Source organism: Alphaproteobacteria bacterium (genome assembly GCA_019695395.1).
Classification (GTDB): domain Bacteria; phylum Pseudomonadota; class Alphaproteobacteria; order JAEUKQ01; family JAIBAD01; genus JAIBAD01.
The window spans coordinates 12,441-28,766 of record JAIBAD010000023.1; the positions used below are offsets into that span (position 1 = coordinate 12,441).

A 16,326-nucleotide genomic window follows, 5' to 3' on the forward strand; every position below is an offset into this window, starting at 1 on the left:
AACCTATAGTCAGAATGGAGGATTCGAACCTCCGGCCCTTGCGTCCCGAACGCAATACTGACAAGTTAATCTTTGATATAAAGAAATAAATAAAATAAAAGCTGCTTTAGTTTTGCAGCTTTTATTTTTAAAATACATAATTATAGTTAAAAAGTTTTACTATTAGTTATTTGTATTATATTGGTATCTGCATTTTCTAATTTTATAAATTCAGATTCGGAAGATAAATTTGTTGATAATCCTGCCATTGATTGGCGAAGATATGAAGATGATAAATCAGGTGAAAGTAATATATCGCTAATTTTAATTGTTTTACGATCTGTTGCTGTATAAAAATATTCTATATTTTTATAATGATCAATTTCACCTGTTAATATAGAAGTTAAAGCAAATTCATTGGATCCAATTTTTGTAAAATAAAATCTGGTCCATAAAGTATTTTGATCAATATTTAATATAACAGTATCATTGCCATCACCGCCATCTATAAAATCATTGGCATCATCCAGGTTGCTTGATGATATAATATCAGTACCACCTCCAGCAAAAACTGAATCGCTGCCATTACCAGTTTCTATACGGTCGTTGCCAGATCCAGCCCATATTGTATCATTCCCATCATCGCCGTGTAATTCTTCGTCGCCTGAACCCCCAATTAAATAATCATCACCATCGCCACCATAAAGTGTATTATTACCTTCATTTCCATAAAGCCAATCATTGCCCTTACCGCCAGATAGGATATCTGCAAGATTTGCCCCGGTTAAAACATCATTACCATCAAAACCATTAATGGTATTCATTTCGTCATATTGCCCAGAGATAACATCATTACCAGCAGTCCCGTTATACCCCCTAGTCAAACTAGTTTGATCAAAAAATGTATTTTGTTGATTATTTTTTCTATCATCATAAAATTGATTGAAATTTGTTTTATGTTGATTGTCTATTAATTTTTTTAATGTTTGCATATTTTTACCTTATATTAAATAAATTTTACTAATTTTTTTAATACAAGTAATAACTAATAGTTAATTTTTAGTTAATTATATAAAATTTTATTATAATATAAAATATAATTATAATTTAAATATCAAAAAAAAAAAAATTTTATATAATAAAAAGATAATCATTCTAAAAAAATTAAGTACTAAGATTACATTATAGGTAAGTTTAATTTGGTCGGAGTGAGAGGATTCGAACCTCCGGCCCTTGCGTCCCGAACGCAATACTCTACCAGGCTGAGCTACACTCCGCTTATATCAGAATGATAATTTCAAAAACTATTATATCAACTTATTTTTAGAAAGTAATATCAACCCAGACAATATTGATACTACCCTTTGTGGAAACGACTTGAATACAAAGATAACATTATGCCTTTATTAGTCCATAAATTATTTTTTTTTGAAACTTACTTATCATTTCCTAGCTGGATAAGTTTTTAACAAAAATATTAAAAAATAAAATTTTATTAATATTAGTTTTAGTATATTTGCTGATAAATTTATTAATATGTTCTGTTAAGACAGAAATGAATAATATTTAGTAAAGATTTTTTCTCGATACTATCTTTAAAAGCATCTAGTGAATCGTGGGCAATATCAGCATAATATTTAGCACGTATGATGCTATCTTTTAAGGCATGATGTTGATGAAGAAGAGAAAGCGCATAATCAAAATCGCCTTCTTTTTGTTCTTGTTGTTCTAAAACACGTCGCCAAAATTCACGTTCTTTTTCAGAACCGCGTCTATAGGCAAGTATAATAGGTAGGGTAATTTTACCTTCTTGAAAATCATTACCGACTGATTTACCAAATTTAATATTCTGAGCAGAATAATCCAACACATCATCGACAAGTTGAAAAACAATACCTAAATTTAATCCAAAACTTGCTAATCCATCTTGTTCTATTTTGGGGCGCTCGGCTAATATGCTGCCAACCTCACATGCGGCAGAAAAAAGTATAGCAGTTTTGGCACGTACCACATCTAAATAGGCTTGTTCGGTACATTCCGTATTATTATTGTTGATAAGTTGTAAAACCTCACCTTCAGCAATTAAAGCAGAAGCTTTTGATAAAATATCTAAGATCTTTAATGACCCAACCTTGACCATAAGTTGAAAAGCACGGCTAAATAAAAAATCACCTACTAGAACACTTGCTTGGTTACCCCATAAAGAATTTGCGGATTGTTGGCCACGTCTCATTAGACTTTCATCAATAACATCATCATGAAGAAGGGTAGCTGTATGGATAAATTCAACAGCAGTTGCAAGATCAATATGATTTTTACCTTGATATCCACATAATTTACTTGCCGCTAAAGTAAGTAAAGGACGTAATCTTTTACCACCTGCTGCAATAACATGGCTGGCCAGTTGTGGAATTAAATTGACGGGACTTTGCATTTCATGAAGAATAAGTGTATTAACAGCGGTTAAATCTTGCTGAACAAGATCTGTTAAAACAGTTAAGGCATTGGTATGATTAGAACCGTCACGTTCTTGATCAAGTTTAATAATAACTGCCATAAAAACCTATTTTAAAATCTTAATTTAATTATGAAATTTTTCTAATATATTGTAGAATGATTTTTAATTTATTGTAAGATTTATTTTTGGTTATATAGGAAATTTCAAATTTTATGGCTCTACCTGTATCAAAATCAACTATTCTTGATTTAAATCAAACCACTGATGATAGAATTTTGGGGGGCAAATTAATAATCCGTCAGCCCGCTTTTGGTTACCGTGTGGCAATTGATCCTATTTTTCTTGCAGCAAGTATTCCAGCCAAAGAAGAGGAAACAATTTTGGATGTAGGTACCGGGGTAGCTGCTGCTGCTCTGTGTTTAGCTTTTAGACAAAAAAACATTAATATATGGGGTATTGATCATCAAGAACATTGTATTCAACTTGCAAAATTTAATGTCGCAAATAATCAACTTCACGATAAAATTGATTTGATTTTAGGTGATATTGTAAATCCACCCCCAACTTTACAATCAAAATTGTTTGATCATGTTATGGCTAATCCACCCTATTTTCCAAATGGGGCGACAAAACCTTCCCCCTATTCGCATAAAGTTATTTCAAAAATAGAAAGTACAGCAACATTAGAAGATTGGGTTGATTTTTGTTGGTCAAAAGTTAAAGTAGGAGGAACAATTACCTTTATTCAACGGACAGAACGTTTACCTGAAATTCTTAATGTTGTATCAAATCGGGCAGCCGAAATAATTATATTTCCCTTATGGCCCAAAATAAATAAAGCATCGCATCGTGTTATTGTCCAAATTTATAAAGGAAAAACAAAACCATTAAAATTGACTGCAGGTATGGTTTTGCATCAAGAGAACCAGAATTATAGTGTTCCCGCAGAATTTATTTTAAGACATGGGCACGCGCTTATTTTAAAAGAAGGTTTAGTATAGGAGTTATAAGATTAATGAAGTTTAAGTTACCTGGTATATCATTTAAATCACGTCCAACGGTTGCTGTATTACGTCTTTCTGGTGTTATTGGACATTCACAGAAATTTAGTGAAAGATTATCTTTTCATGATCTCGCACCTTCTATTGAAAAAGCTTTTAATATTAAATCTTTATCAGCTGTGGCATTAGTTATTAATTCACCTGGTGGATCGCCTGTCCAATCATCTTTAATAGCAGATCGTATTCGCACCTTAGCCGAAGAGAAAAAAATTCCAGTTGTTAGCTTTGTTGAAGATATTGCAGCATCAGGTGGTTACTGGTTAGCTTGTGCAGGGGATGATATTTTTGTGAATGAAGCTTCTTTAATAGGATCAATTGGGGTAATTAGCGCAGGGTTTGGTTTTGTAGGATTAATAAATAAGCTTGGCATAGAACGCCGTGTTTATACTGCTGGTGAACGTAAATCTCTTCTTGATCCTTTTAAGCCTGAAAATCCGGATGATATTAATAGACTTTTAACAATTCAAAAAGATCTCCATGAAACTTTTAAAAACTATATTCGTCAAAGACGTGGAAACAGATTGGCAGATCAAGAAACAGCAATTTTTAATGGTGATATTTGGTCAGGACACCAAGCTCTTCAATTAGGTTTAATTGATGGTATTGGTAATGTTCATAATGTAATGCAAGCTAAATTTGGGGATAAAACAAAATTTGTTTCCATCGGTGATAAAAAGGGTGGATTACTTCGTAAATTAATCGCATCCAGAAATCCCCTTAATGTCCATAGCTGGGTTGAAACAATCGAAGATAAATTATATTGGTCACAATATAATCTTTAAATAATAGTATTAAATGGCAATATTTATTATTTTTTGCGTTTGCACCAAAAGATATACATCCGATTGAAAATATCTGGTTCCTGTTGTTCAAGGATCCACCAATCATTAAGATTACCCGGATTAAATTTGGAACCAGCTAATTTATGGGCCATAGCAAAACGATGAGAAGAAAGTATAAAGCCCCCAAATTCTAAATTTAACTGGTTGAAATAATCAATTAATTGGGGGATATCAAAATAATGTTCTTGTTGATGAAAAAGAAAATCCCGACATTCATCAAGATTATAAAAATCTCGTTTAGAAGAAACCCAATTTTGCCATGAATGGGTATTTGACATAATATCTTTATCAGTATTGAAAATATAATTTCTAAAATACCGAATATCGTGAGAATTAGGTTTAAGATTAAGATCAATAATTTTTTCTTGAGCTTGGTTAATAAAAGGTTGGGCTAATTTGCGGTACAGTCCGATGGTCATTAATCCATCATCTGTTAATTTTGAAACAAGGGATGCCCAACCGACTAAGGGATCTTTTAAATGGTGCAAAACACCAATGGATTCGATGGCATCAAATTTTTCATTTAAGTCATGAATATTAAGAAGATCAGCTTGCATAAAATTAATTGAAAGTTTGTACTCTTGGGCTTTTTGTTGCGCATAGGCCAATGCTTTTAAACTTAAATCAAGGGCAGTAATTTCAGAATTTGGATATTGAAAAGCAACTTGAACCACGTGTTTTCCTGTTCCACATCCCGCAATAAGAATTTTAGGTTTTTGTTTTTTACTTAAAATAGAAAGGGGGCTGTGTCTATCACGCGCTATAAATGTTGTTTGATGGTTGGATAAAGGTTTTAAAATACTAAGCCATCTGGGATAGGGATTTTCCTCATAATGTGATGCAACAATTTGTGACGTTTCATTACACGGTTTTGATAAAACTTTTGTGTCCTGTATTAAAGAATTTTCACGTTTTTGTGCGTTAACAATATCTTTAATAAAATTTGATGTAATTTTAGGTAGGGATGATGATAAATCTTTTTCTAAAAAAGACGGGTCCAGAGGTTCGTAAAGTAAAAAAGGGATGATCGATGAATTAATTTCTTTTTCTTTTTTTACTATATCTTTATATAAATCTAAAAGCTTAGTTTCTTCCGCACCTATATAAAAAACATAATTATTATTTATACATTGTTGAATTAATGAAATAATAAAATGATTTAAAGTAGGTTCATGAATTTGTAAACTTTCAAAATGAACAAGAATATATTTTCGTATATTTGCTAAAAAAACTTCGAATTGTTGGTCCAGATTTATTGTTTGACGTAAAAATTTGTTTAATAAAGGATCGTTTAAAATATCTCTTGAATGTAAAGTAAATAATTGTTGAATTGCCAGATCTGGAGTGGTTTCATTAAGAGATTGCAATATTTTTGTTAAGGGATGACGTGTTTTAAATAGGGATAAAGCAAGAGGGGCAAAAACTTGATAATCTAAATTTGGCAAATTAAAACAATGAAGCAAAATTTTAGGGGGCACTTGATAGTTGAGTGTACCTCTAAAATTTTGCAAAGTTTGACACAGCATAAAAGCAATATCTTGATTATAAAGATCTTTTTCAAGGGCCTTAAAAAAATAAGAAAGGGCGTGTTCCGTATTTCCCAAATTGACCCAAGTTACAGCTATATTATGATAAATTGTTGGATCAGAAGATGATTTTGTTAAAGCTTTTTCAAACCAATATAAAGCTTCTTTAAAATTTTTTTTCTGTGCTGCTTGAAATCCCATTTCCATTTCAAGAACGGAAGATTTTTTAAGTTGTGTCCCTTTTTTTATAATTTTGTTCATAATTTATGAGAAGTTACTGAATTATTGGGTGTCCATTGTTCTGGATTAGTAAGAAAATTTTTGATGGCTGCAATATCTTGATGATTAAACAATTTTTCAGCTTGAACATATTCTAACACATCCCACCATGTCGCAAGATGATGAAGCTTAACATCCATTTCTTGTAATCTTTGCTGACTAGCTGGAAAAATATCATAATAAAAAATAACAAAAATATCTTTGACAATGGCTTCAGCTTGTCTTAAAGCGTTGACAAAATTTATTTTGCTTCCCCCATCACTGGCTAAATCTTCAACAAGAAGACAACGCCATCCGTTTTTTATATCACCTTCAATTTGCGCTTTTTTGCCAAATCCTTTTGCTTGTTTACGTACATACATCATAGGTAAGGCAAATCTTTCAGCAATCCACGCGGCAAAAGGAATGCCGGCTGTCTCTCCCCCTGCTATGGCATCAAAACATTCAAACCCTATTTTTTGTTCGATAAGATCAACTGCCAAATCCATAATTTTACGTCGTGCGCGTGGAAAGGCGATAATTTTCCGGCAATCAATATAAACTGGGCTAAGCCTACCTGAAGTAAGAGTAAAAGGTTGTTGGGGGCGAATATGTATAGCTTCTATTTCCAGTAATATACGTGCAACTGTACGTCCAGCTAAATTAGATGAGGGAAAATTCATATTAACTGTTCCTTATGACAATATTGATGGATAAAATTATTTGTACAGGATAGTTTATCAATCAATTAATATCTAGGAAAGTTTTAAGATTGCCCAAAAAAAGGTGCTGTAATAATAGGGTTTTCCCTCATTTGTTCGGCTGATCCTTCCTCAACAATATATCCATTCTTCATAATGGCGATGTGATGGGCAATCGACAAGACATAATTTGTCGTAGAGCTTGTAATTAAAACGGCGGTTCCACCTTTGGCAACAAGACGAATTTGTCTTATCAAATTTAAAGATACAGCAGGGGATAGCCCAAGCGTAGGTTCATCAAGAAGGAGTATTTTGGGGCTCATCATTAAAGCACGCCCAACTGAAAGCATTTGTTGTTGACCACTGGAAAGTTGCCAAGCTTTTTTTTGTTCTTGATTATGAAGCTGTGGAAAAATTTTATAAATTTCTTCAATTTTTTTTGAAACTGTTTTTTCATTTTTATGGTAGGCAATTGATAAAGTTTCAAAAACATTTAAATCAGGAAAAATTCGTCGTCTTTCAGGACAATAACCAATACCTAAATGGGCACGTTCTTCAATAGGTAATTTAATTTTTTTGCTATCATCAAGAATGGTATGGTCAAATTTAATTGTACCTGATTGTATATCATAAAATCCCATAATGGTTGCAAGAAGCGTTGATTTTCCAACACCGTTAGCGCCTAAGATTAAAGTTATGGTTCCAGACGAAAGAGATAGGCTTAGATGATCAAGGGATAATTTGCCTTGTCTACTTACACTGACACCATTAATATCTAAAATTGTATTTGTCATAAAATATGTGTTTTATCTCCAAAATAAAGGGCTTTAACGGCTACATTTTCTTTAATCAAAGAAGGTGGCCCCGCGGCAATAATTTTACCAACTTCTAAACACATAATTTTGTGGGCAAGATTAAATAAAAAGGGGATATTATGTTCGGCAATAATAATAGATAATCCTTGTTCGGCTAAAGCTTTTAATTTAATAGCTAATGATAATTGTTCCCAATCTGCTAAATTCGATGTGGGTTCATCAAGTAAAATTATTTTTGGATTAAAAGCTAACGCTCTTACAATGTCGACGCGTTTTTTTGTACCTTGTTCTAAAGAGTTTGGAAATTTTTCACCTATTTCGCGTGGTATCTCCCACTGTTTCAACATATACAAAGCTTCAGATTTTACTTGGGCCAAACGTTTTTTTGATAGGCTTAATCTAAATTCTTGCCATAAATTTATCCAACGGTAATGTGCGGCCCTAATCACAGCAATATTGTCGATTAAATTTAATTTTGAAAATAAAAAGGGTCTATCAGGACAAAATACGATAGCTGACTTTGCCTGTTTTTTTGCTTTAGGATTATTAAGATTTTGCCCATTTAAAATCATTGCACCTTGATCATAATCAATAAGACCGGACAATAAATTTAATAAGGTAGTTTTTCCAGATCCATTAGGTCCAATAAGACCAATAATTTCACCTTGCTTAACATTAAAACTGATTTTTTTAATGGCTTCAATCCCGCCAAATTTTTTACTAAGTTTAACAACAGATAAAATTTTTTGTGGATCTTCAGGGGAAAAATTGTGTCCTAATTGAACGGGTTTGGGTTTATTTAATTTTTCTTTTTTCTTGGATATTTTATATAATAAACGATCAAGATAAAAACCAATACCCTTGGGTAAAAGCGCAAGATTGAATAAAAAAACGGCCACGTAAAATAAGGAACGTTCTGTACTATTAAAGTTAAGTAAATAGGTACAATAAAATAAAAATAAGCTGATTATTAATGTTAAACTTATTTTATATCTGCCCGCTAATGTTATGGTGGCTAGACAAAAAATTGGAATTTCAAGATTAAATATATCGGATGTTAAGGAACCCATTTCATGACTATAAACATTGCCAGCCAAGCCTGCGCATATAACCGAAAATAAAAATGATTTTAACCTTAAACTATTAGCTTTTAATCCTAAATGGTTTGCGAGATGTCGATTGTCCCTGACAAAATAAAATGCTAAATCCATAAGTCTGCTTTTAAATTTTGTCGCAATAAAAGCACAAATAATAATAAAAATTAAAATGAAAAGGGATCCTGATTCAAATTGAATATTCTGGAATTGAATTTCTGGGATATGTTGAACATGAGCATAATTTTGCAGCGTTGTAGCCCAATAGTGGCTAATAAGCCTACATAATTCGCTTAAACCCAAGGTAAGTATAATAATTTGGAAAGGTTTTAAAGGTAAAAGGATATGCGCTATAATATATCCCAGACACATAACAATAATTAAAGCTGATCCCAAAATTAAAAAATAATTATTTACAAATTGGGCTGTTAAAAAAGCTGTTAAATAAGCGGTGATACCAAAAAAGAAACCCTGGCTTAAAGCATAAAAACCAGATTGGTTAAAAACAATGTCGAAACCAATAACAAGAAGACTATAACAACAGGCAAGTGTAAAAAGATGAAGATAATAAGGATTATAGGTACTGATATAATAAATACCTATAAGAATAGATCCTGCTAAAAATGGCAAAAAATAGGCATAGACCGACAAGATTTTTTTTTTATCTAAAATTTTCATTAACGCCATCTTGTTTGTTTATATAAATATAAAGAAAAAGGCAAAGTGTATTTTTTCATTAAAACAATTATTAAAAGACTATAAATAACAATTTCAGCAAAAAGATAGGAAGAAAAAATTGTTATCACAATTTCTATGAAAGCCAGAAAAAAACTTGCTATAATTGTTTTGGGTAATTTTTGCTGACCTAGAACAATACAAAGATAAATTTTGACAATTAAATCTATACTATTTGTTTCTATAAAAAAAGATTGGCGGCTAAAAAAATATCCTGCGATCCCACAGAAAGCTGATCCAAATGCGATGGTTATAACCGAAATAATGTTGCTTGAGATACCAATAGCCTGGGCCATGTTTTCGTCTTGTTGGCATGCGCGTACTTGTTGGCCCATTAAAGTGAATGTAAATATGTAATAAAAAACTAAAAGGATAACAATTGTGATAAATAAAATGATAAGCGAATCCCTATAGGGATCTAAATTATCCCAAAAAAAATTGATCATAATATTTTGGCCAAGTGAAGGTAAGGTTTTAGGATAAAGAGATGTGATAGGTATATTGCTAAATAATGGCCAAATGTTTTCAATAAAAATGGCTAAAGCAATAGTTGCCATAAAAGAATTCTTTTTAGAACGATTTTTAAAGGCTTTATGAAATAATAATAAAAAGAGTGTTAATATTAAGGTACATAAACCTACAGAGCTTATAAAAACTAAAGCTGAGGGTAGATTCTGTAATTGATCAATATATCCAGCAATAACTCCACAAAGAATAATAAGCCCGCCTAAGGCATAGTTAATAAAAGTAGAACTACTATTTACAAGAATAAAGCCTAATGTAGAAAAGCTATAAGCAAAACCCAAAAACAAAAAAATAATAGAAAGCTCTGTAAGCGACATGATTTCTTATATCGAAATTTTTAATTCTTTTAAATAGTTTGTTATTATTTGTTATTTCTTACACGATAAAAGGGAATTGGAAACAAAATTATCAATCTCTCAAAATTTAAACTTTATTAACTATTCTATTATAGCATTGAATATGACGTAAATTGATAACTCTTGTAGATAAATTCATCATGAAAGAATTTACAATCTATAGATAGTAGTTTATAAATAATAGATAGCTTTATGTTGGTATCCTTGATTTCAATTTATGAATTAACTGATAGAATTTTTATATATCTTAATGGTTGAATTTTTATAGTGCTAAAAGACAAAATGGGTAAGTAATACTGTGACAATAGATTTATTATTACATAAGCCAAATAAAGATATTGAAATGCCTTCGGCTTTTATGCACGACAATATTTTAGATGTACGGAAAACATCATCTCGTGATTCAACACCCAAGAAACCAATCCGAATTTTATCTATTGATGGGGGAGGTATTCGTGGGCTTATTCCTGCGATGGTTTTGGCTGATATAGAAAAACGGACCGGAAAAAAAATATACGAACTCTTTGATTTGATTGCAGGAACATCAACAGGTGGGTTAATGGCCTTGGCTCTTTGTATTCCTGATGGTAATGGGGGTGTAAAACATTTAGCTAAAGATTTAATCAAATTTTACGAAGAGGATGGTAAGAGGGTTTTTTCAAGATCTGTATGGCGTAAAATTAGGGCGGTTGGTAATCTAGCAGATGGTAAATATTCTGCGATTCCTATGGAAGAATCTCTTAAATCCTATTTTGGTGATTTACGGTTAAGCCAAGCTTTAACTGATGTCATGATATCGGCTTATGAAATGGAACGCCGATTACCTCTCTTTTTTAAACGCAATGTTGCACGTCAAAATGCCCAATTTGATTTTCATATGTGGCAGGTTGTACGCGCAACTACAGCAGCACCTACATATTTTGAACCAGCAAGATTACAAATTGATGGACCAGGTGACTATTATGCCTTGATTGATGGGGCAGTTTTTGCTTTTAATCCAGCTTTGTGTGCCTTTTTTGAAGCAAGACAAAGATTTCCAGACAATGATGAATTTCTTGTGGTTTCTTTAGGTACAGGGGAAACAACAGGACGCTTGGCTTATGATGAGGCTCAAAGATGGGGTGCGCTACGATGGGCGCAGCATGTTTTTGGTGTTATGTGTGATGGGGGTAGTGATATGGTTGATCATCAATTGTCATCACTTTTGCCTACAACAGAATATGGGCGCAGACAATATTATCGTTTTCAAGCAAGATTAGAAACAGGTAACTTTGATATGGATAATGCAAGTCATGCCAATATTAGAGATTTAAAGCTATTGGCAGAACATATGATCCATAATAATCGGCATGCGATTCGATCTTTATGTGAACAACTTGTTGAGTATGCCCCTGAATCAGAAACAGCGCAAAGTGCAAAAGTTCTTGATGCTCATCACGTACTTTAATTAAGAATTATTTTTTTGTATCGTATTTAAATAACGGAAAGTACCATCCCCACACGCAATAAGTTTATTGGAAGCATCATATATTTCTGCTTTAGAGAAAAAGATGGTTTTACCCCCACCCAACAAATATCCAAGGGCATAAAGCTCTGAATTATTTTCAGCTTTATTAATAAATTGACAATTTAAAGAGAGTGTCACAGCAGTACGCGCTTGCTCATTAATAGGATATGTACCTGCATATCCACATGCAGTATCAATTAAACTTGCTAATACACCACCATGGGGTATATGAAGACGATTATAATGTTTTTCATTGAGTGGCAAAATAATTTTGGCAAAGCCTTCATCCCATTCTGCAAGATGATAACCTAAAGTATGCGCAAATCCTGATAAGTCTTTTTGTTTTAAATTTTCCATAATATTTGTAAATTTTAAGGTATTTTGTTGATATTTTTTATATATGTTATAATTAAAAAATTAATATAATATACAAAAATAATTTTTATCGTTTCTAGCATACATACAGAAAGTATTTTATATGGCGAAAAAGAATCTCCAAGATAATAATATTGCCTTATTAGGTTTCGAAGAAGCCTTGGCAGAATTACAAAATATTGTCAAATTACTTGAAAAAGGTGAAAGCAAGTTAGATGAAGCGATTGAATATTATGAACGAGGTAATGCTTTAAAAAAACATTGCGAACAAAAATTACGTGAAGCGCAAATGAAAATTGATCGTATTATTGTTCAAGAAAATGGTGATATTACAACGGAATCATTAAATTTTGATATAAAGAATTAATAAAATTATGTATTTTAGATAATAATATTGAAATATATGGACTATCTCATAATACTATAGCAATAGATAATTATGTTTTACTAATATAGAGCTATTTAAAGGTAAGAGGTTTTTTTGAGTAATCGTTTTGATGATCATTTAGCAGAAATTGCTAGGGTTATAAATAATGTTTTAGAACAATTATTACCTGATGCAAATTGTCCAGAACAAAGAGTTTTAGAGGCTATGCATTATGCTGTGATGGGTGGAGGTAAAAGAATTAGACCATTTTTAGTTTTGGCAAGTTCGCGTTTATTCAATGTGAGTGAAGTTTCAGCCCTACGTACCGCGGCTGCAATAGAGATGATTCATTGCTATAGTTTGGTACATGATGATTTACCAGCAATGGATAATAGCGATTTACGAAGGGGACAACCAACTCTTCATAAAAAATTTGATGAAGCAACAGCTATTTTGGCGGGTGATGCACTTTTAACCCTTGCGTTTGAAATTTTAGCCCATCCAGAAACACATAGTGATAGCCAAGTGCGCAGTGAATTAATTATTTCCATGGCAAAAGCATCAGGTGCTGCCGGCATGGTTGGGGGACAAATGCTTGATTTACAAGCTGAAAAAGATTCTTCTTTAGATATAGGTTCTATTATTAGATTACAACGTTTAAAAACTGGGGCTATTATTGCTTTTGCGTGTGAATCAGGGGCGATTTTAGGACATGCTCCCCAAGCAGCACGTCAAGCTTTACATGCCTATGCGCATAATTTGGGGTTAGCCTTTCAAATTGCCGATGATTTGCTTGATACAGAAGGTGACCAAGATACAGTGGGTAAATCAGTTGGAAGAGATGCGGTTGCAGGTAAAGCAACTTTCGTTTCAATTTTGGGGGTAGAGCGCGCAAGAACCCAGGCCTATCTTTTGGCGCGCCAAGCAAAAAATTATTTGGAACCTTTTGGTGAAAAAGCACACCTTTTGCAGGCTATGGCTGATTTTGTTGTGAAACGCCGTCATTAATTTCTGCCTTCTTCATAAAATTTTTCATTTCATACAGAATAAATATGAATAACTAGATAATTTTCTAAAATTAATATGTATAAAAATTTAGATAAATATTGGACTGAAACCTTCCTACAATTAAGTATGGCATTGCCGTTAGCTGTGTCTTTTTTAGCAGAAATGGCTATGAATATTACCAATAATTTAATTATTGCAAGATTAGGAAGTTTAGAACTTGCTGCTTTAGGGATTTCTGGTGGATTACTTTTTGGATTCTTATATATATGTCTTAATTTAGTGTCGATGGTTAATGTCAAGGTAGCGGAAGCATATGGCCGGGACGATCACGAGAGTATGGCACATATTACAAGACAAGGTTTAGTTCTTTCTTTGTTAATTGCGATTCCTTCTATAATTCTCGGTTGGCATATGGATAAGGTATTGATTTTTTTTGGACAAAAATCAGATGTGGCTTTATTAGGTAAATCTTATATGCAAAGTGCAGTTTGGGTTTTTATTCCTTATATGTGGTTCTTTATCTTACGTGGCCTGGTTGTTACTTTAAATAAAGGTAGAATAGTTCTTTTTATTACCTTAATTGCTATTGGGTTAAATTTCATAGCTAATTATATGTTAGTCTATGGAAAATGGGGAATGCCTATGATGGGTGTTAGTGGTTCAGGTTTAGCGACCACACTTATATGTTGGGGTATGTTTATAGCTTTGGGTTTATATATTTATGTATCAAAAAACTTTAAACATTATTATGTTTTCCAAAATCTTAAAAAAATAGATTGGCCTTTATGTTGGGATCTCTTTTATTTAGGGTTACCAGTTGCGGGTATGATATTGGTTGAGATGGGTATCTTTTATGCTGTTGCTTTAACAATGGGATATATAGGTACAAATGAATTGGCCGCAACTCAAATTGTTATGAATTATATGACAACAATTTTTATGATCCCTATAGCCTTTACCCATATGGTAAGTATAAGAGTTGCAACCAATTTGGCTACAAAATCTTTTAATGAAATTAAATTATCTGCAACGTTAGCCTTAATTTTTGTAGGATCATTTATGCTTATAGCGGCATTCATAACTTATTGTTATGCCGCTAATATACCTTTATTATATTTAGACCCATTAAAAGGAGATCAGGTAAAGGTTATTGAGCTAGCTGCCTCGTTTTTGGCAGTATGTGCAATTTTTCAATTTTTTGATGGGTTACAGGTGGTTGCGGGTGGATGTTTACGTGGATTAAAAGATACGAAGATTCCTTTTTTAGCAGCATCTTTTGGGTATTGGGTTATTGGTTTCCCATTAGGATGGGTGTTATGTTTCTGGTTAGGCTACGGATCTCTTGGCATATGGTGGGGATTGGCGGCAGGTCTTTTTATTACCTCGTTATTATTGGTTTATAGATTTTATCATAAAGTTTTTTTAATGGAAAAATCAAATTTTAATCTATGACATTAATCAAACCTAAAAAAATACGGGCAGATCAATTGCTTGTAGATCGAGGGCTGGCAGAAACGCGAAGTAAAGCATCTGCTTTTATTTTAGCTGGTAAAGTATTTTCTGGTGATAAAAAAATAAATAAACCAGGTGATTTTTTATTACCTGATTCCTTGTTAGAACTTAAAGATAAGGATCACCCATGGGTATCACGGGGTGGTATTAAATTGGCCCATGCTTTGAAAATTTTTAATTTTACTGCGACCAATAAAATTTGTCTTGATTTAGGAGCATCAACTGGGGGGTTTACAGATGTCCTTTTAACCCATGGGGCAAAAAAAATTTACGCTGTTGATGTGGGCTATGGCCAACTTGCATGGAAATTACGTGATAATCCACGTGTTATTATTATGGAAAAAACAAATGCGCGTTATCTTCAATCTAAAAATTTTTCTGAAAAAATAGATCTTATTACATGTGATGCAAGTTTTATTGGACTGCGTACAATTTTACCTGCCTCCTTACACTTAGTTGGTAACGAAGCATGGTTGATTGCCCTCATTAAACCACAATTTGAGGTTGGAAAAAAAGATTTAGGAAAGGGTGGAATAGTTACCGATCCAGTTTTACATCAAAAGGTTTGTGATACGATATGGAAATGGGTAGAAGAACAGGGTTGGAATGTTATGGATATTATTGAAAGTCCAATTTTAGGGGCAGAAGGAAATAAAGAATTTCTTCTAGGCGCTTATAAAAATAGATAATATATAATTGACCAAAAAAGATCCCCCTTATTTTAAGGGGGATCAAGTTAGGGAGTTACAATTGAAGTTTGGTTAATTAGTCAACGTTTTGGTTAAAATCACCACCTGGGTTTTCTTGACCACCTTCTTGGGCACCTTCGTTACCACCTTCTTCATTATCGCTATCTTGGTCGGCAACTGTTGCAGCTTTTTCTTTTGATCCATTGTCGGCATCACTAAGGTTTGCTTCACCAACTGCTGATTGTTCGACAACGTTAAGAACTTCAAGTTTATCATTGAACATTGGGTTTTCATTTAATTTTAATAAAACAACCTCATAAGTAGAAACTTGTGGTTTATCAATTGTAATTTTAAGAGGTTCAGTTCTTTCAACCGCAGGTCTGTACTCAATTCTGTATTGTGGCGCTGGAGCTGCTTCTTGACTACTACCACCTGAACCAAGATTGATTAATTGGGTTTGTGCAGGTGCTTGATAAGTAGCAGGTCTGTAAGCAGGTGCCGCAACAGGAGCTGGGGCA

General features: G+C 32.7%; 16 protein-coding genes and 1 tRNA gene. 7 read left to right on the top strand and 10 right to left on the bottom strand.

Translation table 11 applies throughout. The annotated features are described in order from the left end of the window. Window positions 1-146: 146 nt before the first annotated feature. The 3 genes from K1X44_05360 to K1X44_05370 all read right to left on the bottom strand — a co-directional run bounded on the left by K1X44_05360 (window position 147) and on the right by K1X44_05370 (window position 2,536). A complete protein-coding gene (locus tag K1X44_05360; protein MBX7146720.1) occupies window positions 147-971 on the bottom strand; it encodes a hypothetical protein in 825 nt (274 codons plus the stop codon). A 208-nt stretch (window positions 972-1,179) separates the two neighbouring features. Next, a tRNA-Pro gene (locus tag K1X44_05365) sits at window positions 1,180-1,256 on the bottom strand. A gap of 254 nt (window positions 1,257-1,510) precedes the next feature. After that, window positions 1,511-2,536 (bottom strand): polyprenyl synthetase family protein, encoded by a 1,026-nt coding sequence (locus tag K1X44_05370; protein ID MBX7146721.1) that lies wholly within the window; start codon window positions 2,534-2,536, stop codon window positions 1,511-1,513. Between the two features lie 113 nt (window positions 2,537-2,649). On the opposite strand from K1X44_05370, the gene K1X44_05375 reads away from it, so the two are divergent. Together K1X44_05375 and K1X44_05380 are read left to right on the top strand one after the other, a co-directional pair. After that, the gene (locus K1X44_05375; protein ID MBX7146722.1) at window positions 2,650-3,438 is read left to right on the top strand and encodes a methyltransferase; all 789 of its coding nucleotides are present in this window, start codon (window positions 2,650-2,652) and stop codon (window positions 3,436-3,438) included. A gap of 14 nt (window positions 3,439-3,452) precedes the next feature. Next, window positions 3,453-4,280 carry a S49 family peptidase gene (locus K1X44_05380; GenBank protein MBX7146723.1) on the top strand — a complete coding sequence of 276 codons (828 nt, stop codon included), beginning with the start codon at window positions 3,453-3,455 and terminating at the stop codon, window positions 4,278-4,280. Between the two features lie 26 nt (window positions 4,281-4,306). Here the strand turns inward: K1X44_05380 and K1X44_05385 are convergent, their stop codons facing one another. The 5 genes from K1X44_05385 to K1X44_05405 all read right to left on the bottom strand — a co-directional run bounded on the left by K1X44_05385 (window position 4,307) and on the right by K1X44_05405 (window position 10,311). Continuing rightward, window positions 4,307-6,127, bottom strand: a complete 1,821-nt coding sequence (locus K1X44_05385) for a methyltransferase domain-containing protein (protein ID MBX7146724.1) — start codon at window positions 6,125-6,127, stop codon at window positions 4,307-4,309. Further along, window positions 6,124-6,807, bottom strand: a complete 684-nt coding sequence (locus K1X44_05390) for an orotate phosphoribosyltransferase (protein MBX7146725.1) — start codon at window positions 6,805-6,807, stop codon at window positions 6,124-6,126. The genes K1X44_05385 and K1X44_05390 overlap by 4 nt, the downstream gene beginning before the upstream one ends. A gap of 83 nt (window positions 6,808-6,890) precedes the next feature. After that, window positions 6,891-7,619, bottom strand: a complete 729-nt coding sequence (locus K1X44_05395) for an ATP-binding cassette domain-containing protein (GenBank protein ID MBX7146726.1) — start codon at window positions 7,617-7,619, stop codon at window positions 6,891-6,893. Next, window positions 7,616-9,412, bottom strand: coding sequence for an ATP-binding cassette domain-containing protein (locus K1X44_05400; GenBank protein ID MBX7146727.1), 1,797 nt, complete (start codon window positions 9,410-9,412; stop codon window positions 7,616-7,618). The genes K1X44_05395 and K1X44_05400 overlap by 4 nt, the downstream gene beginning before the upstream one ends. Next, entirely contained in the window at window positions 9,412-10,311 is a 900-nt protein-coding gene (locus tag K1X44_05405) for a branched-chain amino acid ABC transporter permease (protein MBX7146728.1), read from the bottom strand. The genes K1X44_05400 and K1X44_05405 overlap by 1 nt, the downstream gene beginning before the upstream one ends. Window positions 10,312-10,708: 397 nt before the next feature. Here K1X44_05405 and K1X44_05410 point away from each other — a divergent pair, with 397 nt between their 5' ends. Beyond that, window positions 10,709-11,797 carry a patatin-like phospholipase family protein gene (locus K1X44_05410; protein MBX7146729.1) on the top strand — a complete coding sequence of 363 codons (1,089 nt, stop codon included), beginning with the start codon at window positions 10,709-10,711 and terminating at the stop codon, window positions 11,795-11,797. Here the strand turns inward: K1X44_05410 and K1X44_05415 are convergent, their stop codons facing one another. Next, window positions 11,798-12,214 carry a PaaI family thioesterase gene (locus tag K1X44_05415; protein MBX7146730.1) on the bottom strand — a complete coding sequence of 139 codons (417 nt, stop codon included), beginning with the start codon at window positions 12,212-12,214 and terminating at the stop codon, window positions 11,798-11,800. A 121-nt stretch (window positions 12,215-12,335) separates the two neighbouring features. On the opposite strand from K1X44_05415, the gene K1X44_05420 reads away from it, so the two are divergent. From K1X44_05420 to K1X44_05435, 4 genes are all read left to right on the top strand, one after another. Beyond that, window positions 12,336-12,599, top strand: a complete 264-nt coding sequence (locus K1X44_05420; protein ID MBX7146731.1) for an exodeoxyribonuclease VII small subunit — start codon at window positions 12,336-12,338, stop codon at window positions 12,597-12,599. A 225-nt stretch (window positions 12,600-12,824) separates the two neighbouring features. Further along, the gene (locus K1X44_05425; protein ID MBX7146732.1) at window positions 12,825-13,607 is read left to right on the top strand and encodes a polyprenyl synthetase family protein; all 783 of its coding nucleotides are present in this window, start codon (window positions 12,825-12,827) and stop codon (window positions 13,605-13,607) included. 75 nt (window positions 13,608-13,682) lie between these two features. Then, window positions 13,683-15,059 carry an MATE family efflux transporter gene (locus K1X44_05430; protein ID MBX7146733.1) on the top strand — a complete coding sequence of 459 codons (1,377 nt, stop codon included), beginning with the start codon at window positions 13,683-13,685 and terminating at the stop codon, window positions 15,057-15,059. Then, a complete protein-coding gene (locus K1X44_05435) occupies window positions 15,056-15,808 on the top strand; it encodes a TlyA family RNA methyltransferase (protein MBX7146734.1) in 753 nt (250 codons plus the stop codon). The genes K1X44_05430 and K1X44_05435 overlap by 4 nt, the downstream gene beginning before the upstream one ends. Window positions 15,809-15,884: 76 nt before the next feature. On the opposite strand, the gene K1X44_05440 is transcribed toward K1X44_05435, so the two are convergent. Next, the coding region (locus tag K1X44_05440; GenBank protein ID MBX7146735.1) for a hypothetical protein at window positions 15,885-16,326 on the bottom strand (442 nt) is incomplete at its 5' end.